The 24,340-nt window shown below is 34.6% G+C and carries 9 protein-coding genes; 1 reads left to right on the plus strand and 8 read right to left on the minus strand.

Going from position 1 to position 24,340, the window contains the following annotated elements:
• Positions 1-147 precede the first annotated feature (147 nt).
• The 4 genes from ACE94K_RS17985 to ACE94K_RS18000 form a co-directional block, all read right to left on the minus strand.
• A complete protein-coding gene (locus ACE94K_RS17985) occupies positions 148-1,005 on the minus strand; it encodes a family 16 glycosylhydrolase (RefSeq protein WP_378175589.1) in 858 nt (285 codons plus the stop codon).
• 13 nt (positions 1,006-1,018) lie between these two features.
• A complete protein-coding gene (locus ACE94K_RS17990) occupies positions 1,019-2,476 on the minus strand; it encodes a glycosyl hydrolase family 16 (RefSeq protein ID WP_378175592.1) in 1,458 nt (485 codons plus the stop codon).
• Between the two features lie 99 nt (positions 2,477-2,575).
• Positions 2,576-5,761 carry a glycoside hydrolase family 2 TIM barrel-domain containing protein gene (locus ACE94K_RS17995; protein WP_378175595.1) on the minus strand — a complete coding sequence of 1,062 codons (3,186 nt, stop codon included), beginning with the start codon at positions 5,759-5,761 and terminating at the stop codon, positions 2,576-2,578.
• A 346-nt stretch (positions 5,762-6,107) separates the two neighbouring features.
• A complete protein-coding gene (locus ACE94K_RS18000) occupies positions 6,108-8,921 on the minus strand; it encodes a triple tyrosine motif-containing protein (RefSeq protein ID WP_378175597.1) in 2,814 nt (937 codons plus the stop codon).
• A gap of 327 nt (positions 8,922-9,248) precedes the next feature.
• Between ACE94K_RS18000 and ACE94K_RS18005 the strand changes: the two genes are divergently transcribed.
• Complete coding sequence (locus ACE94K_RS18005) at positions 9,249-9,857, plus strand: hypothetical protein (RefSeq protein WP_378175599.1); 609 nt, start codon at positions 9,249-9,251, stop codon at positions 9,855-9,857.
• 405 nt (positions 9,858-10,262) lie between these two features.
• Here the strand turns inward: ACE94K_RS18005 and ACE94K_RS18010 are convergent, their stop codons facing one another.
• The 4 genes from ACE94K_RS18010 to ccsA all read right to left on the minus strand — a co-directional run bounded on the left by ACE94K_RS18010 (position 10,263) and on the right by ccsA (position 24,232).
• A complete protein-coding gene (locus ACE94K_RS18010) occupies positions 10,263-14,063 on the minus strand; it encodes a hypothetical protein (RefSeq protein WP_378175602.1) in 3,801 nt (1,266 codons plus the stop codon).
• Positions 14,064-14,593: 530 nt separating this feature from the next.
• A complete protein-coding gene (locus ACE94K_RS18015; RefSeq protein ID WP_378175605.1) occupies positions 14,594-18,520 on the minus strand; it encodes a family 16 glycosylhydrolase in 3,927 nt (1,308 codons plus the stop codon).
• 825 nt (positions 18,521-19,345) lie between these two features.
• Positions 19,346-20,926 (minus strand): solute:sodium symporter family transporter, encoded by a 1,581-nt coding sequence (locus tag ACE94K_RS18020; RefSeq protein WP_378175608.1) that lies wholly within the window; start codon positions 20,924-20,926, stop codon positions 19,346-19,348.
• Positions 20,927-21,073: 147 nt separating this feature from the next.
• Positions 21,074-24,232, minus strand: coding sequence for a cytochrome c biogenesis protein CcsA (gene ccsA / locus ACE94K_RS18025; protein WP_378175611.1), 3,159 nt, complete (start codon positions 24,230-24,232; stop codon positions 21,074-21,076).
• Between the last annotated feature and the right edge of the window lie 108 nt (positions 24,233-24,340).

Raw genomic sequence — 24,340 nt, forward strand, 5'->3', positions numbered from 1 at the left:
CACTTTAGTAAATGTTACTCTTTGAATTTTATGGCTCATTTCATAGATATTATTGTTTTAGAAATTACAAGCAACTCGCCGGATAATCGTTTCAGATCTTATCAAAATACTAGCGGTGACTGTTTTATGATTTTGCATTGATTTATCTTAGTTAGTATTTGTTGGTTCGTATACCCTTACGTAATCCACCACCATAGTTTGAGGGAAAACGGTTTCTTCATTTGGTGGACCCGGGAGGTTTCCTCCAACAGCCAGATTTAAAATGATATAAAACGATCTATCATTAAACACCCATTCACCAGCCCCATCAGTTTCTTCTTGCACTATTTCAGGAGTGATTTGATAATATAGTACGTCATCTATGTAATAATTAATGTAATCCGGTCCCCATTCAATACCATAAATATGAAATCCGGTATCCACCCTATCGTTTTCTAATGTATATTTTTTTGAGATAGAATTTGCGCCGGAGTATCCAGGACCATGGACTGTTCCAAATATTTGGGTAGGTTCATTACCGGTATTCTCCATAATATCAATCTCACCAATCTGTGGCCATACACTACCATCACTATCGTCACCTAATAACCAAAAGGCAGGCCACATTCCCTGACCGAATGGTAACCGAATGCGCGCTTCAAAACGACCATAACGCTGTTGTATTTTTCCTTTAGTTTGTAATCTTGCCGAAGTGTATCGAGCCCCGTTAAAATCTTCTTCTCGAGCCGTGATCAATAAAAACCCGTTCTCTACAGTCACATTTTCACTTCGGTCAGTGTAGAATTGTAGCTCATTATTTCCCCAACCAGGAATACCTTGTTCTGAGCCATCTCCGATATCAAAATTCCAAAATGAATTGTCAATTTGACCATCCAAATCAAAATTGTCTTCTGCTACCAAATTGTTAAATATGGCTACCGTTTGAGTATCATCTGTCCCACAACCCATTATAAAAAGGCAGGGTATAAAAAGAGTTGTAATTATCTTATTTAAATTCTTATTCATTTTTCAATTGTTTTTACTCTCTGTAGAAATAAATATTATCAACTATAAAAGAACTGCCGTTGGAAACCAAAACAACATTCGCGATGTTATTTAAATTAGGAGAACCAGAAAACCCACCACCTGTTGCCTGAGTAAATGCATTTATAGGTATATCAATACCAACCCAATTCCCTTCAACTAGATTAGATCCAGGTACAGAGAAGCCTCCTCCTGTATCATCACCTCCCCCTACAGAATTATCTGCTCCAAAATCAATTAGTTCAACGGTAAGTGCTGGATTTGTAGAGCTACGGAGCTGAACATCCAGATGTAAGTGTGTCATAGCAGACACATCGTTTGTTCCTTCCCAACCAAGCCCTACAAAAGTTAAATTCTCATAGGTAACAATCTGATCACTATTGAAATTTTGTGTTTGGATCTGCACGTTTTCATCATTAAACACGGCAAAATTCAGGTTATTGACATTAGTGTATGCATCACTAAATATCGAGATAACATCTGATGGGTCTCTCGTAGGAGGTGTATCAGCACTAACAAAAGTACCTATCACTTCTAAACTCAATGAACCCTGAGCTAAAACACCATTAAGTTGACCTGTTATGGTGGTTGTTCCTTCTCCAACAATCTCGATAACACCCAGTTGGTTAACAAAAGCGACATCAGTATTAGAGGACGAAAAATCAAAATAGCGTGGTGCCGCACCTACAGTTATATCTTCTCCGGTTGGAGCATTAAACGTTGCGGCTAAATCAGTAATTAATCTATTTGACCCTACAAAACCTTGCTCCATTAGATCTTCTCCTGAAAACATAGATGGCCTTAGTTGCGCTATTGTACCTAAGTTCTCAAATCTCAATTCATCCATCCAAAAGGTAAAGCCAATCTCATTTCCGTTTGGCACTGAATCGATTATATCAAAGCCTCCAGCAGAAAAAATGAACATTCCTCGCTCTTGTACTAATTTTGAGGGGTCTGGAATTGGGATAATGTATTTTCGCCAATCTGTAGATAACTGTATGTTTTGTCGTTCGACTGCGTATTTATTTTCTTCAAAATCTGTTCCAAAGCCTAACAGACCAATACTTGCTGTTATAGATCCTTTAGCCCAGAAAGTTAAGGCAGTAAAACCTGTTAAATCCCTTCCCTCCCCTCTGTCCAGAAATATCCCTCCTACAAAATTTCCATTAGGATCATTTGCAGCGGGCACATCAATTCTTATAGAAGAGTTTCCAACAAAAGCTACGTCATCATCGGTACCAAAAGCTTCTGGATTGGCTCCTAGAGCGGGATCAAAAGATTTAAAAAAATCGTCGGTAAGACTTACCGGGCTATCCGTGAAAATGTCGGCAGTATTTGGAAAGCTTGCAAAAACTGCTTCATCAGAAAGGTTTCTTTCACAACTAAATAGTAGCATAGAAACCAATGTTAAAAAGCCAATAGTTTTCAAATAAATATGTGTTCTGTTATTCATTTTTATCTGTTTGTTTCATTATTTTTTCAAGGTCAGATGAAATTGCCAATAATTCTATGAATAAATTTCAACTGGATTATTGTGGCTTATTTCACTGTATTATTTTCCTATGTTAATATGTATATACGTTCGTATCTCCCACTCATTACCATCATCAAATCCAACCGGGCTTCCTACTGGTTCTGGTGGAAATGTATTTGGTGGTACTGCGGTAGGTGCATAACGAGGAGAAAATTCGTTTAATGAGCGCCAGGTACCACGAATTCCGATTCTGGTGCTTGGCAGAACAAACCAATCCGGTTTGCCGATAGATGTAGACAAGTCAACCATTAATTGTACTGGATATGTTAAGTTGAAATCTCGATGATAATCATATGGGCCCCAATCATTTATTTGAAAAGTATGTTGGAACATCCATTTTTTATAGACCATACGAATATCACCTCCTATTCTATCAATTTCTCTGGCATCGCTTCCATTTGCCTGACCGTTCCCTACAAATAAGTTTGCGATTAACCCTAAATCAGGATGTAACTTTGATACAATACGCGAACGTGCTTCCCATAGATCTCTAGCCGGTGCAGAATTAGGAAATGCAAATATGGTACGATCGGCTAAAAATCCAATATGCGCATCCATTGTGGTAGGAAGGTGCCAATACACGAAACCTAAATTAAATGCAAGTTTAGCATCTTCTGATCTATCGTTATCCCATTGATAGAACCAAGATCCTGGGGTTGGGTCATAGGTGAATAATAACTCTCCTGCTGTCGTTTTTCTGTTGGCTCTTACCACGAAAGGATCGACAAGTATGTTTCTTAATCTTCCTGTTCCATCGACATCGTTTGGTATCGCATCTACAAGTGGCTCTTGCCATAAAAAATTAGGTGCAATTTGCCAATCTCCTATAGAATATGTAAAACCTGTTAGGAAACTGTTTTGGTTTCCGCTCCCATTGTCTCTAAGCTTCCAACCGGCAAAAGTTTGTGTTTGATCAGCTCCTCCGTTTGCGACCAAACCAGTTGTAGCAGCTTGGGCATACCAATTAAATTTCCCTTTAGAATAAGTTATTTTTGCTTTAGCTCCCCAATTATCTTCACTATTTATTTTATCCTGATATACTACATAATTTCCGGGTTCGCCTCTTACATCCTGATAGGTAATATCATTTAATGGACTACCTGCCCAAATTCCTCCAAGTGTAACCCCTAGGGCACCAAAATCTCTCTCAACGACAAGGGTAGCTCTTTCAGTTGGCCAAGGTGGTATAACACCACTCCTTACTTGATTTGCATCCAGAATACGACGACCACTATCATCTAACGTAATATCTGTCTCGAAATCTCTATGATAAATACCTGTGATATCGAATTTTTTTACGTTGGTACTATATTTCAATAATGCCGTGGGGTTAGCGCCCCACCATAATTGCGGACCAAATGCTGCTTTTAATCCATTCAGGCTACCTTTACCATTGAGCTCCATACCCAGAATTTCACCATTATAAATATCTAAGTTCGGGCCATAGTTAGCCTCTGGATACAAGCCAAAGAAATCGCCTTCGTAGCCCCAATGATAATGTCCGGTTCTATAAAATCCTTTTATATCGACTACTTTAGTATTCCATTCATATTCTGCATTATACACTCGAAGTCTATTAAAATCAGCTATTTCAACATCTAAGTCATTTCCTCCTTCTACTCCTTGAACAACAACGGGTCTACCTACACTTTCGTAAAATAATTCATTGATAGGGTTTTCAGCAACGTTACCAAGAATATTAAAGTTAATATTGGCACGCATACTTGGCGAGGGTCTTCCTTCTACTCCTACATAATAGGATTGCATATGATCAAAACCTAATTGATTTGGAAACACATTGGCATTTGGATCTTCATTTTCTGGAGTTGTAATTAATTTACCTCCGGTATTAAATGTTGTAAACTCTGCTCTTAACTGACTTATTCTTATTTTACTACCCTTTTTAGATTCTAATGCAGCTTTGTCTCCTCTTGCTTGTAATACGGCATCCACTATTTGAATGTTGTCAAAATAATTATCCACAAAATCTAATGTCATTTCTTGATTATATGGATTTAATCGGTGCGCTTCTTTCAACGCATAGTAAGCGGCGCGTGGATATAGCTCGTACAATCCTCTTTCGTTTGTTGGTCCTTTTGCACAAATACCAAACCATTCTTCGTTCATGTTATTATCTCCTTCTTTCGCTTGATCGCGATTATACCCGCCATTAGACCAAGATGCAGCATTATCGTGAACATCGAGATTTTCAGTTTGTTTATACTTCCACCAACCGTCACTAAACTGAAAAGTAAAACCACCTATTGAGTTACCGGCTTTTCCTAATCCGGCAGCATTTTTATAAATTTCTTCCCAGTTTCCTAAATTATAATAAGCTTGTGAATATTGATCTTCTTGATTATCTCTGGCATTAAACGCATCCGCCCCAAACTCTGAGAAGAGAATAGGTAATTCTAAGTCGTCTTTAACTTTTTGAAACGCATCTCCAAAAGAAATACCACGATACATATTAGTTCCATAGATATCAATATCTGTACATTCTTCTTTCACTATATCTAAAAAACCTAAATCACCGTTGCAAATAGCTACAGGAATATTGGGATCAATGTTTTTTACTTCTTTAGTTGCTTCATTAAATGCTCTATATAAAAATCGTGCCGCCAATCTACCGGTATCTCCTTTATCTGCAATAGGTATATCTTCTGTTTCGGCACCAGACCAAAACAAATGATAGTTATTCTCATTACCTAACATATATATTAACAATCCGGGAGTTCCTTTGTAGGTATTTGCCATGTCTCTGGCTTCTTTCATTAAGACCTCTCTAGTATCCGGGTCGGCATAATCTGTTTGGGGTACCCAAGCACCATTGATCGTAAGCCCATAAGCTCCGAAAGTAATATTAAGCATGGTGTAAATACCGTAATTTTCATATATATATCTAATCCACTTAGGTTTCAAATTGTATGTCCTAATAGCATTAACTCCCATATTTTTCAATAAGGACATTTCTCCATCTATGGCCGATTTTATAATATCGTCGGATTTGGACCATATTCCAGGGTCAGTAATCGTAGAGCCAATAGGAACATAGTCCCAATTCACTCCATTTATCATAAAATCCTTTCCGTTAACTACGAGCTTTATCCCTTGATCATTTTTTACTATTGATACCTGGTTTGTTTGTGAGTAACCAACTATGGTAAATAAGAGAATTATTAATTGTAGAAAATTAGTTCTCATTAGACTTATTATTTTTTAGAATGATTGTAAAAAAAGAATTTCCTTTTGCTGTATGTGCCCCAAAAAACCCTTCACATGATAGTTCTTATTTTTAGTGAGTACTGAAATGCGACTTATCAATTATTTGTTGACTTAGTAAATTTATTTTAAAAAAATGCGATATTCTTAAAAAATACCACAACAAAAAACATACATCGCAAAAAAATAGCTTTTTTATTGAAGTATTACCACCTTACAACCTGTGGTATAAAGGTTTACAAAAACTATTAAACAACCGTTAAAAATAGAATATACTGTACCGATGTATAGGTAATGTTGAGGTGCTGAAAACTTTATATATTGGTAATTATAATTCTAGAATATAATTTACCAAGTTCTCTTCGTGTTGCAGATTTAATTTTTTACGAAGTCTATAGCGTTTTATTTCAACGCTTCGAGCAGAGATATTAAATAATGGAGCTATTTCTTTGGAAGATAAATTAAGACGCAAATATGCACAAAGTTTTAAATCATTTGGAGATAAATTAGGATGTGTTTTTTTTAGTTTTTTCAAGAATTTCCTATCAACATTATCAAATGCTTCTTTAAACATCTCCCAATTGTCATTATGATCCAGGTTTCTATCTATAATATCTATTACTGGTTTAACTAGAGCGATATCTGAAATTTTTGCAAGCTGATTTTTAATTTGGTTAAGTAATTCATTCTTTTTTGCCAGCTCTATAGTTGAAGCAGCTAATTCCTTATTTTTAACCTTAAATTCTTGTCGTAATTGATCATTTTTAATCCCAATGATCTCTCTTTCATTTTGAACCCTTGTCAACTCCAGTTCTTTTTTATTTATTTCTATTAATTCCTGTTGCTTTTTCTTGTAATATCGTTTGTACATGACATGCATAAAAATGGAAAATAAAATTGTCGCCAGTACGTAAATTGCCAACATTGTGTGCGTGAAATACCAGGGCTTTTGAATCTCAAAGAAATAACTTGCCGTATTGGCCGAAACTTCATTCCCTATCCTGGACCTTACATTAAAAGTATAATCTCCAAATGGAAGATTCTCAAAAACCGCAGTCGGACTTTCAGACCAATCGCTCCAATCATCATAAATACCCAACAATTGAAACTGATATTTTGGTTTCAAGAATTTATTAAACTCCGGAGCATAAAAAGATATATTTAAATTATTCTCGGCACTCTTAAAAGTACCTTCCAAATTACTATTCACAAATTTTACTGCTTCCTTATTTCTTCTATTACTTCCGTTAGTAATATAATCAACATGAACCTGAAAATCTTTGGTATATAAGTTTCCAATATCAACAGTTATATATCCAGAGTTCGTACCAAATAAATAAGTACTCTTCCTACCAAAATTCATAACATTTTCGTATCCCGAAATACTATTCCGTTCCTCTTTAGACAAAGGTATTTTATTGATTTTTGAAGTATTCGTCAGCATCTCCTGGGAAACAAAATTTATATCCGAATTTGTGAAAACCCATAAATAATGATTCTTCTTGTCAAAAATCATTTTACCCGAAACATACTCATCATCTTCAAATAGTGTACTTAACAGGCTATCTTTAATAAACTTGTTCTTGAGCCTGTCGTATTTTAAGATTCCTTTTTTATAAGCAAAGAGTAATTCGTCATCATACTTAATTAGTCCAGAATTAGAACCCTTTATGGTGGTATCAATAATCACATCTTTCGTTTCTAAAAATTCGGAATCGATTGTAACCTTAAAAACACCATTGTATTCATGATTTACAAATACCTCATTATCCATTATTTCGAAATAACGAGATGAATTATTAAAGCCTTTGATTTTGTTCCTCAATTGCCAATTACCATTTACATTTTTTAAAACATAAAGTCCATCATAATTTCCCTGTAGAAGAAGATTTGGTCTATCTTTTAGTTTATTAATTTTCCAAGTTCCTGCTACATTAGATATTTTCTTTACCCGATCATTATCTACGCTGAAAGTCCCAGAATGATGTCCACAAAACAGTGTTTCGTTTATATTTTCTAAAAACCAAACCTGTCCTTGTGTTCCTTGGATAAATTTAAAATCCTCATTACTTTGTTTTTTTTTGTAAAAAAGTCCTTGATTCGTTCCGAGATATAAATTTTCATTATGAATAGCTGAAGTATAAACACTACCCAAAACTCCCATATTATCATTAAAGATCTTAAAAGGGGAGTTTAGATTGATATAACTGATACCATTGTCAAGACCCAACCAGATGTTATCATCATCATCTTCATAAAGTGATAACACAGTGTTATTCAACAATCCTTTACTCTGGTCTATTTGGTATAATAAACCTCCTTGACTATTTAAATGTATCAATCCATGCGAGATTGTTCCTAATACGAAACTATTATCTCTTAATCGAATTGCATTATAAATACTAACTTCAGATAATAACTTTTCTTCTGGTATAATCCATTTAATTAATTTTTTGTTTTGCAAACTATAAAAGCCATTAGCTCTTGTTAAAATCAGCAAGTCTTTATCTGTACTAAAAAGATTTACAATCTCGCTACTCTTAATAATTTCGTCCGCCGTTATCAGTACATTTTTGCCAAATTCAATTCTAAATAAACCTTTATTCAGTACCTGAAAATAAATACTTCTATCAACTTGGAAAATCTTTGTTATTGTACCTCTAGGATCAATCGTATTTACAGATCCATCTTTATTGCTGTAGATATGTATCCGATTTAAAGATTGAAAAACGATTTGGTCATTGATATCAATTATATTCCAAAACTCTTCATCTTCTATTAATTTTACATCTATTTGCTGAGAAATAGAAGTATAACGCATCACTCCTAATACATCCTTTTGCCAATAGCCAAACTCTTTATAACATCCAGTGTACACTCTATCCCCTACTACCTTTACCGACCGTATAACAGACTCGTTTGGAGAATTATAAAAGTTCCAGGCAGAACCATTAAATTCTAACAATCCTTTATTATTTGCCACGTAAATTAATTTTTCAGGAGATTGAGAAACAGCCCAATTTTGATTCTCTGCCCGATAATCCTGAGGTAAATAATTCTGAATAGGTGGAAGTTCCTGTGCTTTACTATATGCACAGAAAAAAACAATGAATGCGAATAATATTACTTTGTTAAATCCCAATTAAGAAAAGAAATATGTTGTCAATTTAGCAATACCGATCATTAATTCAAAGTAAGTATCTTAGAAATTTCAGTCATTAAACCTACAATAAACAAACTTTTCTTTTATATCCCGAATTAATAAATGCATACTTTGATTTCTTATGAAGAGAAAATAATTCAAAATCAACAGGATTAGTTCTTTATAGTAAGATAGTCATTACTGCTTTTAAACATAATAAACTTGGCACACTAGTTGATCCATCCCGTCTAGTACTATTAATTCTAAAGCTTGGTAAACGGATAATTAAAAAATAAATATCTTTGCAAGCATTAAAAAAACCTAATTATGAAAAAACTATTATTATTTGTTGTTGTTATGGCAACAACTGTTGCTTTTGCTCAAAAAAGAAAAGATCAAGAAGGGAGTATCAAAAACCTTAAAGGAATTACTGAATACAATCTAGTATTTGATTATGAAAATCTGAAGGTTCATAAATTCGATACAGAAGAAGAATTTCTGAAGGACAAAATGGACAAAAGAGAAGCAAAACATCCAGGAGAAGGAAGAGGAGAAAAATTTAAAAAATCCTGGTTTGCTGATAGAGAGGATCGATATGAACCAAAATTTATTGAGTCGTTCAATAAACGTTTTGATGATGGAGCTGTAAAAGTAGGAAAAGATCTAAGCACTGCTACTCATACGATGAAAGTTAAGACGACTTGGATTTATCCAGGATATAACGTTGGCGTTTCTAGACAGCCTGCAAAACTTAACGCCACTATTACGGTATACGAAACAGCAAATCCTGATAATATATTATTTTCTACTAATTACATAAAGGTTCCAGGCGGAGGAGCGTTTGGAAATGACTATAACTCTGGTTACAGAATTTCTGAAGGATATGCGAAGCTAGCTAAAGAAATGGCAAAATATATTATTAAAAAGGCGAAGTAGTCTTTACAGGTAATAAAGTAAGTATACGGCTGAAGTTTTAAAACCTCAGCCGTTTTTTATTACAATTGATTTAGGTAATGTACGGGAAAATGTACTACTCCCTTTAAAAATAAAACCTAAGCCAGTTTTTTTGATGTTCTTATGAAAGTCAATTAATAACTGGGAAAAAATATCTTCAATTCTTGCAAATATCAAATTATCTCAGAGAATTGTCTTTTTAAATAATACGAAAAAGACTGTCAATTACTCAACCAGTCTGTTATACTAGTATCAGATTTCAGAAATGATTCTGGCAAGACCAATTCGTCATCAAGACATCATCTATTTACAGGTACCTCATTAAAAAAACCTGTAGAATAAGGCTCTACAGGTTTTCTTTAAAAAACTCTTTTACTCTCTATTTCACTAGTTTGTAGTCGAAAATTGGATCGTCTGCATATTCTCAGAAGAATCACCTTTGAGTATTAAAATATAGTTTGCCATTGGTACAACATTGGTTTGTGACATATCAATGGTAATCGTATTACATCCTTCATCCAAATTTTGTGTTACAGCTGGACTAACTAATGTTCCTTCCATTGTATAAATTTCGCAAGTAACAGACTGGGGCCTGTTTACTGCAATGTCTACATTCATCTGTCCTGTACTATTTACTGGAACAGGAAATGCAGTAGCTGTAAAACTCTCGCTAAGACAAGGATCTGTTGTTACATAGACAGTAACGCTATCTTTTGCAATACATCCATTTTTAGAAACAGCGACTGTATACGTAGTAGTTTCATCTGGTGATACCGTTATAGAAGCTGTAGCTGCTCCGGTAGACCAGAGATACGATTCAACGCTTGCCGATACTGTAGCAGATAGAGACACTGCTGTAGTTCCTTGATCTATGGAAACATCATCTCCTGCATCCACTGAAATATTGGTAACTGAAATGATAATTTCGTCTGATGCTTCACATCCATTTTGATTAACCACTACAGAATAGGTAGTGTCCTGAGTTGGTGCCACGGTAATATACTGAGTAGTTTCACCAGTAGACCACATATACGAATCTGCAATTCCAGCGTTTAATTCTATTACTTCTTCATCGCACATATTTAAGTCAGGTCCTAAATCAACATTTGCTTCATTAACGAAAACGTTTACCTCATCTGTTGTTGTACAATCTGCACAGTTGGAAACAGAAACAGAATATGTAGTGTTTTCTAATGGTGATACGGTAATACTTGATGTTGTTTCTCCGGTTGACCATAAATACTCAACTCCATTAGATGTTGTAGAAATACATTCTCCAATATTAATATTAAAATCACCAAAAGATGTTGGATCACCTTCTATATTAAACCATCCTGAACCACCATAGACAGCTGGCGTATATTCAAATACATTAGCTCCATTTCCTAATTGGAAAGCCTCACCTCTTCTAGAAATATCATAGCTTAACGATCCGTTTATTTGAGTTACTGAACCAGTTAACTCTGTGTAATATATCCAACCAGTAGAGTCTTCTGTTTGACAAGAGCTAGCTTTTGGACTACCTACCGGCGGTACATTTGTAAATCCTGTAAAAGTAGCGTCTACTATAAAAGATGTATTTGTAGAGTTATATTCGAAAACTTCTCCTTTTAAGGTTGATGTTCCATCTGCATTTTCTCTCCAAACCAAATCAACATTTCTCATCCATAATCTCGTGCCTTGATCATTAATATAAACTACAAATTGATGATGTCTTCCTCTACAGTAATCTGTGTCTTTAATACCGTACTCAACGCAATCCTCGCATTCTCCTTCTCCCGTCACATTAGCTTTAAGTGTAATTTCTTCACCCAAACAAATGAATTCATCAGCTCCTGCGTCCACAGTAATTACTTCAACTTCTTCGATAGTAAAAGTCCCAAGGTCTACAGGGCAGTCTTCATTGCCCCATCTAACCCATAAATTATAATCTCCAACGGCCAGATTATTAAAGCTATAAGAACCTGAATTATCGGGAACTTCAGTATATGTAACTCCTCCATCAATAGAAAACTCAATATGTGTGCGATCTTCATTATCATCAAAAGTTAGTTCAATATCTCCTGTAGGATCTGTACAATCAGCATTTGTAACAATTACCTCGGCAATAGAAGCTACTTTTACGTGTAAATCAACACTGTTAGAATATACATATTCCCCACAATCTTCGCTCTTTGCCCCTCTTCTGTACCATAAAGAACCTGATTCTATGCGTGGGGCAGTATAATTTATGCCATTAGCGCCATCGATATTTTCCCAAGATTGTCCTTGTTCTGTTTTAACTTGCCATTGATACACTATTGTTAGACCTGTTTCTTCTTCAAGGTCATTCCCTGTAAATTGCTCAGGATCAAATGCTTCGCAGTTTACTTGTGTTTCTTCAATTTTTCCTCCGTCTTCCAACTCATTAACATATGTTACCTCTACGCTATCAGTTGCTTCACAATCGTTACAGTTTTTAACAGTGACTGAGTAAGAACCAGATTCAGAAACTGTAATACTTTCTGTTGTTTCTCCAGTTGACCATAAATATGTTAAACTATCAGCATCGGTAGCGATACAATCCCCAAAATTAATATTGAAATCCCCTACATTATATTTTTGATCCGTAGTATCAAACCATCCACAAGCTCCAAATTTTCCTGCTTCTGTTTCTGTTTGATTGGCTCCATTACCCATTTGAAATGCAGGTCCTCTTCTTGACAAATTAACTGACCAAGAACCATCAGTACTCTTAACAGTACCGGTGAGTCCGGTATAATATGTCCATCTCGCACTGTCTTCATCATTACAAACGTGCTCCTTTGGACTATTAGCAGGTGTATTTAGAGTTTTCCCTGTAAACAAAGCGTCTACTTCGTAAGTTTTTTGTTCCAAGGTGTGATCGTAAACAGTACCCGAAAGTTTTGCAGAACCATCTGCAAATTCTTCCCATTGTAAATTGACATTAGAAAACCATCTTGGGCTCTGACCATCAGATAACCACATCACATAATTTTCATTATTTCTACAATAATCTGTATTTAATATACTGTATCCAACACATTCGTTACAATTTTGACTTCCTTCTACAGATGCGGTTAAAGTTACTTCTTCTCCTTCACAAATTTCTACATCATCTCCGGCGTCAACATTAACAGAATAGTCTTCTATGGTAACAACTCCAAGATCAACAGGGCAATCATCGTTCCCCCAACGAACCCAAATATCGTATGACCCTGACGCTAAATTGTTAAAACTAAAAACCGACGAATGATCTGGAACTGTAGTATAGGTAGTTCCTCCGTCTAATGAAAATTCTATGTGCGATCTAGTGTTAATATCATCAAAGGTAAAAGTAATCATTCCATCTTGCTGACCGCAATTAGCACTGGTTACATTTACATCTGCTTGGGGAAGCAATTTTACATGAATATCTACAATATTAGAATAATAATAATCGTGACATCCTTCAATTTTTACCGCTCTTCGATACCAAACTGAGCCAGATTCTCTATAAGGTGGCTGATAATTCTTTGAGTTAGCTCCATCAATATTTTGCCATTGTCCTCCTCTATTTTCTTTAATCTGCCATCGGTATTTTACATTTCTTTGATCACCACTAGTTACCTCAGTTCCTACAAACTCTTCCGGAGTGAAGCCTCCACAATTTGTCTGAGTTTTCTCGATTGTTCCTGCATTAAGTTCACAGTTGTTATAATTTAGAATTTTTACTTTAAATTTTTCCCAGGATCTGGCTTCTCTTCTATTACAGATCATTGGTTTTTTCCCATCTTCTGAAGAGACATATCTTCTATTGCTACCTTTTAAAGCTATTTTACCATTTCCGAAATCCACTACCTTAAATTTCTGCCAGGCACCTAAATGTCTAACGTTACAGTGCATTGGTTTCTCACCATTTTCTGAAGAAATATATTTTCCATTATTTCCTTTCAAAGCAATTTTACCATTTCCTGCATCTACAACGAGGAATTTTTCCCAAGAACCGATTCTTGTTCTATTAGCTATAATCGGTTTTTTTCCATTTTCTGAAGATACATATCTACCGTTATTGGCTATCAGCGCAATGGTAGCTCCCACCGGTATACTCGTGTAGCTCTCTTCTGTGTCTTCAAAAGAGTAAATTTCATTTTCTGCTTGTGCCGTAAAAGACACAAAACATAATAAGGCAAGTAATATGTTATTCATACCACGCCTTTTTGGCTTGTAAAATTTGAAAGTAATGTTCATCATATGGTTGTTTAGTTGTTAATGATTTATGATATTATTTTAATCAGAAAATGCTCAATACTTTAAAAAGAAATGAGCAAAAAATTTTTAATAAAAACTTGGAATAACTAGAGAATACTGTAATTAACAACTAATTACCAATACATTAAAAGCATTATAGCTTTTTAAATTTACCCCTATTTCCCCATACAAATATCTTGATTTCAATAGTGGTAAAGAAGAAAAAAAAACGAAAAACGTTGAAAAACAAATTATCCCTACAAAATGTTAAATTATATAAATAAATGTTAAATTGTAATAAAAAACTGACTAATTTTCCACTTAGTACAGTTTATCGAAAAATCAATATCGAACATCCCTGTTTAGCGTATTTATGTTATCGAATCATAGTTGTCTGTAAGAATTTTACGCCTGTGGATAATAATTTTATCTATAAAAAAGTGGTTTAAGACTTTAAACCACTTTTTTATAATGTATTTGGAAAAAACTTATTCTTTTACTAGTCTAAAACTTCGTTTGGAAGAATCCCCGGATAGTATTAAAAAATAGGTTCCGGCTTCTTTTTGCATTAAGTTCAATTTAATACTTTGCGCTTCTCGGTCGATTAGTTCTTCTTCAATTATTTTTCCAGAAATATCTAGCACTCGATATCCATAAAACTCATGTGCAGAAGGCAATACAATTCTTGTTTGATCACTTAGTGGGTTTGGATATACAAGAATTTCAGATCTATCTTTATCCGGATCTAATGCTCTGCTATCATTACAGGAACCTACAATAAAATCATTTTTAGAATTGGCTGTATTATTTTCACCACCCGTTGGTAAACTATAGGTATAATAAAAATATATACGATCACCAGTATTTGCCCTAATTTTGAATGGAACATTAGGAGTAACAAAATATCCGGGGTATGGACCCGTTGTGGATGTTCCGTAATACAGAATACAAACATTGTCTCCAACTCCCGCAGCTTCTGGTAAAAATGTAATTGTTGGGTCTATAGTATCCGACGAAATTTCATAACTATACTGATTAGTAGATGCTAATCCATTGCAATTATTTACCACAGGCTCCTCTGACACCTTAAATTCTATGAAATTAAGATTTAGACCGCCGGCATCAAAAACAATTCGTAATTCGTGATTCCCTTCAGGTATTGAAATTCCAGCTACAGATACTGTATTATACGTCTGCCAACTTCCTGTATTTGGAACGGATAGTACTTCGGTAATGTTAACTCCATCAAGTTCCAGATGAAATTTACCGTTTCCATTGGGAGAAGCCACACGAAAATCGATATTATATATAGCTTCAGACGCTGTTGCATTTATGTCATACGCTAGCCATTCGTTCGCTCCAATCCAACCAACATTGTATGTGCCTCCTGCAGTATCTCCTGTATTCTGTATATCTACATCATCCATTCTATAAGCACCTCCGGTGTTTCCGGGTGTAAGATCATAAAAACCAACACCTTCTCCTCCTGATTTATAGTCTTCTGCTTCTATTTTCCCTGGAATTACTTCTAAAGGATTTGAATTTTGATTGACTATGACAGATACTGAACCAAAAACTGAACCGCTGGTTGCCGTGATAGTGAAAGTTCCAATATTGGATCCAGTGTATAAACCACTACCATCAACAAAACCTCCAGTACTGTTCCAATCAAAGCTAGTTGGAAAAACCTCCCCGTTTTGGTCAAATCCTTGCGCACTAAACTGGACTGTTTCTCCCTGATTAATTACCAAGTTTTCAGGAGAAATTACTATCAATGATAAAATAGGAGTTATTACCGTATCTTCCTTTCTTAGAGACCTTAAATTATCCATATAGAATATATCACTATTATTGCTATTAGGATCAAATAGCAATACAACTGTATCTATTTCTGCGTCATTTACTATTAAATCAGGGGTTCCTGTAAGGACAAATTCCAGAGTATGCCATTCATTCTGTTCTTTTACTGTAGCCTGATATACGCTATGTCTTCCTGATGGATAATTGGTTGGTGTCGATATACTACCTGCTTCTAACTGCCAACTTACTACAGTCCCAATTGGAGCACTGGTGTAAACGTCCATGGCAAATCTTTTATCATCTGACACATAAGCGCTGGCATCATTGATAAAATTTGTATCAAAAAAAAGTACATCATATAATTCTGCCGTATTTCGAACATATCTTCCTGATTGTGAAGATGAATTTACTGTATTGCCTCCAGGATTAGAAACATTCTCGGTATAAGATCCTGTGGTTTGAGAATTAAATGTGAGATTGTTATTACCATTATAATCCTGAATCATTTCAGAAAAAATATAATTGGTAGGCAAAGTGGTTACTCCATACTTAAAGTTATCAAAATAATACGTATCTGATGAACTGGAGTTTGGATCGAAAAGTATTGAAATCTCATCAACCGCAAGATTCGATGTTCCAGCATCTGGAGAGGATGTATGAGTAAAAGCGATAGTGTGCCACGTATTTTGTTCTGAAACAACCCCTGTATATTGACTATTTCTTCCGAAAGGAAAATCATCTGCCGAAGAAATCTCGTTTTCTAAACTTATTATAATTTCTGTTCCTATTGCAGCAGCAGTATAAACATCCATAAAGAAAATCTGATCTTCTTCTTTAAATGGTCCGCTATCATCTATAGCTATTGTAGAAAAACTTACCACATCGTACTGAGAAGAAGCATCTCGCACATATCGAGCTCCATTTACACTATTATTTACTTCATTAGGAGATGGATTAGAAACATTGGCAGTGTAGGTTCCATTTTCGAAAATAGGATTTAATTGATTAATTCCATCATAATTGGCAATCACAATTTCTTCTAAAATTGCTATTTCTGCTTCAACCATACTTCTTATATTATCAAAATACATCATATGTTCGGTATTGCTATTCGCATCAATCAATAATGCAAATTGATTTACTTCCAGAGCTCCGACTGAAACATCCGGTCTGTCGAGTATTTCAAACTCTACTGTTTCCCACTGATTTTGTGTAGTTGTTTTTGCACTATACCTACTATGCCTTCCGGCTGGCCAGGTTCCAGAAGACAATGCTCCATTTTCTAATTGTAATATCAATTCTGTCCCAATCGGTGCATCACTATAAACTTCCATCCAAATCGTTTTTTTGCCAGATACAAATTCTAATGCATTGCCTATATCCTCTGACTCCATAAACAATACATCATATTGAGATCCGGAATCTCTTTGGTATCTACCCACAAATGAAGAATTATTGGTCGAATTGGGTATAGGATTGACTACGGACTGTGAAAGGATTCCAGAAGTAGTTGATCCATATGTTATATTTCTATTGGATTCAAAATCTTCATAAACAAACCCTACCGTTCTGGGTGGTTCTATAGATACATTCATTTTGTAATCACTGAGACCGCAGTTAGGAACATTGACAGAAACAGAAATATCTCCTCCGGAAACTCCCCAGTTTACTACAATTGAATTTGTTCCTTGTCCAGAAATAATGGAAGCCCCAGCGGGAACTGACCAGGTGTAAGAAGCACCAGGTATTGAGGTTATAGCGTATATTTTATTAGTTTCTCCTTCATATACCTTATTATCTCCGGTAAGTTGTGTATTAAAAGTACCGCTATACACTCTTACGTAATCAACTTCCATTTGTGTTGGGTAATCAGCCGGTGTTGGTTGGATATTACCAGTATATGGTGTTCCTGGTCCTCCTACCGCAACATTTAGTATCAAATACCAGTCTCCTTCGCTAAATGGCCAAGGGTCTACGGTATTGGCGGGCGTAACTGTATGATATAATTGATCATCTATGTACCACCTAATCTCTGTTGGCTCCCACTCTACAGCATATTCATGAAATCCAGCAGAAAGATCTATACCTGCATTGAACTCTCTACCATTATACTGCCAACCTCCATTAGAATAATGTACTGTACCACCAATACTTTCAGGGTTTTTGTGTTGGGATTCCATAATATCAATTTCACCGGTAAAAGGCCAGTTACCGTTTTCAGGTAGCATCCAGAACGCGGGCCAGATTCCTCCAGCAGAAGGTAATTTTATACTAGCTTCGTATCGTCCGTATTTAGCGTTAAATTTTCCGGAGGTAATTAACTTTGAAGAAGTAAATTGTTTACCACCAGCGGCTTCATTTCTAGTTGTAATTATTAAATTCCCATTTTGAACAGTCGTGTTCTCCGGCTGATACCATTGCTCCTCGGCATTACCCCAACCGCAAAGTATTGGGCATCCATCGCCATTATCAAAACTCCACTTAGTAAGATCAACAGAAGAACCTTCAAATTCATCGTTAAAAATAAGTTCTGAGCATTGCGAGTAGAGTATTGTACTAAAAAAGGTAAATACAATAAAAGTAACGTAGGTTTTTAAGAATAGGTTTGTTTTCATTGTGAGTATGGTTTGCGTGATTATGTTATTTTCAATTCAACTGCATTATACCAAACGTAATGTGAAATGATTTAGCATAAAGCACGTTCCTTGTATTCTTAGATTTAGCTATTTTTCTAAGAATCGAATATGCAGTATTATAAATACATTAAGTTGGTTGTGTGTATGAAGAATAGGTTTTAAGTAGTTTAAATAGGTTTTCAGGCTTTCGATTAAAACCCTTAGTTTCTTTGCTAATTTACTTAATACATTCAGCAAAATTCTGAATACCGACCACAACAAAAAACATACATGATTAATACATTCTTAATAAAAGAATATTAAAAATTACAAATAATCAACAAACAAACCTCTTTACACCAGTTTTTATAATTAAAAAAGTGATTTACAAATTCAACAATATCAAAAAAATAATATACGAGTGTATAGGTAATGTTGAGCTAATACGTTATCTCTGATATAAGAAAGTCTTTTAGATTTTATTTACATTTCCTATACAAGTATCAAAAACAACCCTAGCTTAGAATAATCCATTAGCTTTATTTTTATCAAAAAAAACCTTTTGTTTTTCAAAATATCATATGTTACAACTAACCCTAAAGTAGAAATATGATCAAATTTTTTAGAAAAGGTATCGTCAACTTTTAAAGATCCAGGTTTATTTCTCTTATTTGGTATTAAAATGACAGTTTGGGATATACAAAAAGACCCGTTGGTTTATTAAAACTTAACGGATCTTTCTACAATTCTTTTAAAAGTTCATATATGGTATCAATCACCTTGCATACGAGGTCTTTCAAAAATTATGCGTTTGTTTCTTTTATTTTAGTTAAAATAGATGTAGGTAGATATCACAATTAAACATATAATAGCACCTACTATCTTAGTATATTTCCAAGGTGTAATATCCACTTCTTTGGTATATTGCTGCTCGTATGCTTGTTCTCTTGGATACAGTTTACCTATAATTAACATGATAATGATGTTGAGCACAAAAAGAATGGCCATTACATGGAGGAAATGAGGTAGCTCTTTATTAACAAAAACAAACTCATCCAGTAATATGTAAACTACGTACAATAATACTCCAGAAATCATACCTACTTTTGCTGCAATTGCCGGAACACGTTTTGTAAGATATCCTACCACTATAATGGTCAAAATTGGGATACTATAACATCCATTAATTTTTTGTAAATACGTAAAGATACTTTCGGCTTGGGCTAAAAGTGGTGCAACCAACATTGCCAAAACTGCCAAAATTACCCCAAAACCCTTACCTGCTTTTACTACTTGTTTTTCACTTGCTTCCTTATTAAAATATTCTTTATAAATATCAATTCCGAATAAGGTTACTGAACTATTTAAAGCACTATTAAATGAACTGAGAATCGCACCAAACAATACAGCTGCAAAAAAGCCCACTAAAGATAGTGGCAAAACTCTACTCACTAATTTAGGATATGCTTCATCCGCGGTAGTCAACTCTCCTTTAAAAATATGGAAAGCTATAATCCCAGGTAATACCACTATAATGGGTCCTAATATTTTAATGAATGATCCTAATAAAAGCCCTTTCTGTCCTTCCTTTAAATTTTTTGCTCCTAAAGCTCTTTGAATAATAGCTTGATTTGTTCCCCAATAAAATAATTGAACCAACATCATTCCGGTAAAAATGGTTGCAAAAGGAATAGAAGATTCGTTAGAACCAACAGCATTAAATTTTTCAGGGTTTGAAGTCATTAAAATGTTTATTCCTTCAGAAATACTTCCATCACCAATTTCTAGTAAACCAAAAACCGGAATCATAATACCACCTATCAATAAACCTATTGCATTAATTGTATCTGATACCGCTACCGCTTTTAATCCGCCAAAGATTGCATATATAGATCCTATAACACCGATCCCAAACACACATATCCAAATAGAAGTCCCTTTTGAAACACCTAACAATTCAGGAACATCGAACATAGTTGTTATTGCAAGAGAACCTGTATACAAAACAACAGGTAAAAATACCACAACATAACCAGACAAAAACAATACAGATGTAAATGCTTTTGTAGTAGTATCATAGCGTCTTTCTAAGAATTGAGGTACAGTTGTGATTCCTCCTTTAAGATATCTTGGTAGTAAAAAAATTGCCGTAACAACCATAGCTATAGCGGCTAATGTCTCCCAAGCCATTACTAAAATCCCTTCTGAATACGAAGAACCATTAAGTCCTACAATTTGTTCTGTAGATAAATTGGTAAGTAATAACGAACCTGCAATTACTACGGCAGTAAGACTACGACCTCCTAAAAAGTAACCATCAGAAGATGTTTCATCCGTTTTTCTGGTAGCAATATATGATATGATTGCAACTAAAAGTGTAAATCCTACAAAAGAAATAATACCCATATCTAAATTTTAATGATTTGTTAAAAGTCATAAAAATATCAGATATTATTCAATACTATTAAGAATTATACTAAAAAATTAATCCTGTATAGTTTTTGTATAGTCTTTTTTTTAAGCAAAAAACTGAAAAACAAGTGTTTATAACAATTATTTTTTATAATGCACGGAGTATCGCCAATATGAAAAAGCTCCTAATATTGCCCAAGCAACGAAACTATAATACACTGCAGAGGGAGTAACTACCTGATCACCACTGGCATAGGAATGTAGTCCTTTTAGATAAAAATTCACTCCAAAATAGGTCATTAAAATTGATCCAACTGCTAATACGGACATCAAGTTAAAGAACCATCTCCCCCGTAATTTAGGAACTAATCGCATGTGTATCACAAAGGCGTATATCATAATACTGATGAGTGCCCAGGTCTCTTTTGGATCCCAACCCCAATAACGACCCCAACTTTCGTTAGCCCACATTCCTCCTAAAAAGTTACCAATAGTAAGCATCACTAAACCTATGGTTAATGCCATTTCATTAATAATGGTAATCTCTTTTATATTGAGAGCCATTCGTTCTTTATTAGACTTGGTAGTTAGGATCATCAACAATAAGGAAATTATTCCTAAAATCGCTCCAACAAAGAAAGGACCGTAACTTGCTACAATGATGGATACATGAATTAATACCCAATAAGAATCCAACACAGGTTGTAGGTTTGCAATAGCAGGATCTGTCCAATTTTCATGTGCAAAAAATAAAATAATGGCAGCTACAAATGCTGTTGCGGCAACAGTAAGGTTACTTTTTTTACCAAAAGCCAATCCTAATGCTACGGTAGCCCAGGCAACATAAATCATAGATTCGTAAGCATCGCTCCAAGGTGCATGACCAGACACATACCATCTGATAATTAATCCGGATGTATGTACCATAAAAATCAATACTGTAATGCCCATAAAGATTTTAACCAACAGCTTAACCACCTTATTTTTATGATAAAAAATTCCTAAAATGATAATCAAAATAAATAATACGCTAGTAACACCATAATATCTATACAATGTTCTAAATATATCATATTTGTTTAAAGCGATTTCAGCTTGAATTTTATCATCAGCAGGCATAACTTCACTTCCAAACTTAGTCTGAAACGCCTTAATACTTTCTATATATTGATTAGGTTTACTATAATCTCCTGTTTTTCTGGCTTCTTGTAAGGATTGTATATAAATAGGAATGATTTGTCTGGTGTACACAGAATCCATACCGGTAAACTTATGTTCATTAAGCTGTGGCGCAGAAACCCATTTATTACCTTTGTCTCCGGGAACCGGAAAAATTCTCAGAATTCCACCCCCCAACGCCTGGTTTAGGAGATAAAATTTTTCATGAGTTTTTAAAAAATCTTTTTCAAAACTGCTAGGAGTACTTGTGCTACTGGCTTTTTCTAAGTAAGGATCTAGCTTATAAGAACCATCTTGCTCTACCAGATCGATTAAAGAAACTCTTCTTTCAGATTTAGAAACACCTAATATCTTACGTATACTATCGTTTTCCCTTTTGATTTCAATAATAGGTACACTATACCATATGAAAGGGTTCTCTACCATTGACACAAAAACCTGATCAGCGGTTAACCCTTCATAAGTATCTTTTTTACTTAATTTACGCAGTAACTCTGAAGAAAATGTGTTGACCGGTTTCATCCTTCCGCGTTCATCCTGAATGACAATACTACCAAACTTTGCCGCGTGTTCTTTACTTACGGCATTTGCTTTTATCACAGAATCCAGTTTCGCCTTACTAGGCAATGCTTGTAAATGATTTACGTGGTCTCTTTCCTGTTGGGCGAAAGAAAATGTAGTACTTAACAATACTAGTAAAAGCGTTAATTCTTTCTTCTTCGACTTTATTTTATTCAGCATTTGTTCCAGGTCTTTAAATCTTGATCCTCTGGTAAATAAAATAAGCATTAAACCTAAATAAAGTAGTATATACCCAACATAAGTAATCATTGTTCCCCAGTAATCGTGATTCACTGAAAGTACAGTCCCTTTTTCATCAGGATCAAAAGACGCTTGAAAAAAACGATATCCCTTATGGTCTAATACGTGGTTCATATAGATATCATAAGGTCTCGGCTCCGCATTTTCCTCTATGATATCTACCTTACTCATAAAAGATTTATACACTTTTTCTGTTCCCGGCTGTTTTTCGGCAATAAAATCATTCAGTTTTAGCGCAAAAGGAAGTTCTAATCGCTTAGATCCATAACTGAAATACATATCCAAACCACCCATAGATAGCTTTTGCATATCATTAGCATACCCTTTCCCTCCTAATAATTTAATCTCTTTGGTCTCCTCATTTGTAGTGACATCAAAAATAAGTGCATCCTGCTGCCCTTTCTCTTTTACTTCTATCGGAACAACATCATAAGTTCCTGTAATTACCGGCTCCGGAATTACAAATTGCATCCCTGCTGTTTGATAAAGTGATCTCAACATCAATGGTTGTACACTATCCTTAATAACTAAACCTTGTTTTTGATCAGCCATTCGCATATAAGAACCATCAAAAGGAGATTCTATATAATACTCATCATCTTTATATGTGATATTGATAGCACCTTTGGTAGGTATATTAAAAGCTACCAAAATATTATGAATATTGGATACTTCTCCTTCTTTTAAATAGTGATCGTGCCTATTACCATCTCCAGCTTCTACTATTTTTAGATAATTTTCTCCATCTTCAGTTTCTACCAGCCCCATTTCTGCTCCAGTGATATAATCTTTATACTGAATAATAACGGGTTGTTGATTATAGTCGGTTTCAATTCTAAAATTATTATCGGTAGCTTCTGTTAACTCTAATTTTTTTGAAATAGGTCTTCTTCGAGGTTCACCATTAATTTCTCCATCTAAAAAAACTGTTAGATATGTGTGCTCTGAAAGAAATTCAGAAGTGGTTTCTCCTTCCCGAATTGGCATGACTCCTTCATAACTAATATATCGAGTAATAAAAGCACCTAAGAGTATCAAAATAAAGGAAAGGTGTAACAATAATGTCGCCCATTTTTCTTTTTTATATAATCTATAACGTACGATGTTCCCACAGAAATTAATCATAAAAAAGACCATAATTGCTTCAAACCACCAGGTGTTATATACCCAAATTCTGGCTGCGGTTGTACCATAATCATCTTCCAAAAATGTACCAACTGCCATAGCGACAGCAAACACTATAAAAAGAATTGCCATTAATCGGGTAGAAAATAAAATACTCGCCAACTTCTTTTGCATCGTAATTTTTTTAGCTCGGCAAATTTAGTGTTTTTAAGAGGATAATTAGACATTCTCGGAATCCTATTTATTGGTTTTAACAGAACTATAAAACTTGTCTAATTTTTA

The organism is Aquimarina besae, from assembly GCF_042434905.1.
Lineage (GTDB): Bacteria > Bacteroidota > Bacteroidia > Flavobacteriales > Flavobacteriaceae > Aquimarina.

Excerpts from the sequence above, each read along its gene's own strand:
- ACE94K_RS17990 (WP_378175592.1), bottom strand. The coding sequence starts at position 2,476 with ATGAATAACAGAACACATATTTATTTGAAAACTATTGGCTTTTTAACA.
- ACE94K_RS17995 (WP_378175595.1), bottom strand. The coding sequence starts at position 5,761 with ATGAGAACTAATTTTCTACAATTAATAATTCTCTTATTTACCATAGTT.
- ACE94K_RS17985 (WP_378175589.1), bottom strand. The coding sequence starts at position 1,005 with ATGAATAAGAATTTAAATAAGATAATTACAACTCTTTTTATACCCTGC.
- ACE94K_RS18010 (WP_378175602.1), bottom strand. The coding sequence starts at position 14,063 with ATGAATAACATATTACTTGCCTTATTATGTTTTGTGTCTTTTACGGCA.
- ACE94K_RS18015 (WP_378175605.1), bottom strand. The coding sequence starts at position 18,520 with ATGAAAACAAACCTATTCTTAAAAACCTACGTTACTTTTATTGTATTT.
- ACE94K_RS18020 (WP_378175608.1), bottom strand. The coding sequence starts at position 20,926 with ATGGGTATTATTTCTTTTGTAGGATTTACACTTTTAGTTGCAATCATA.
- ccsA (WP_378175611.1), bottom strand. The coding sequence starts at position 24,232 with ATGCAAAAGAAGTTGGCGAGTATTTTATTTTCTACCCGATTAATGGCA.
- ACE94K_RS18005 (WP_378175599.1), top strand. The coding sequence starts at position 9,249 with ATGAAAAAACTATTATTATTTGTTGTTGTTATGGCAACAACTGTTGCT.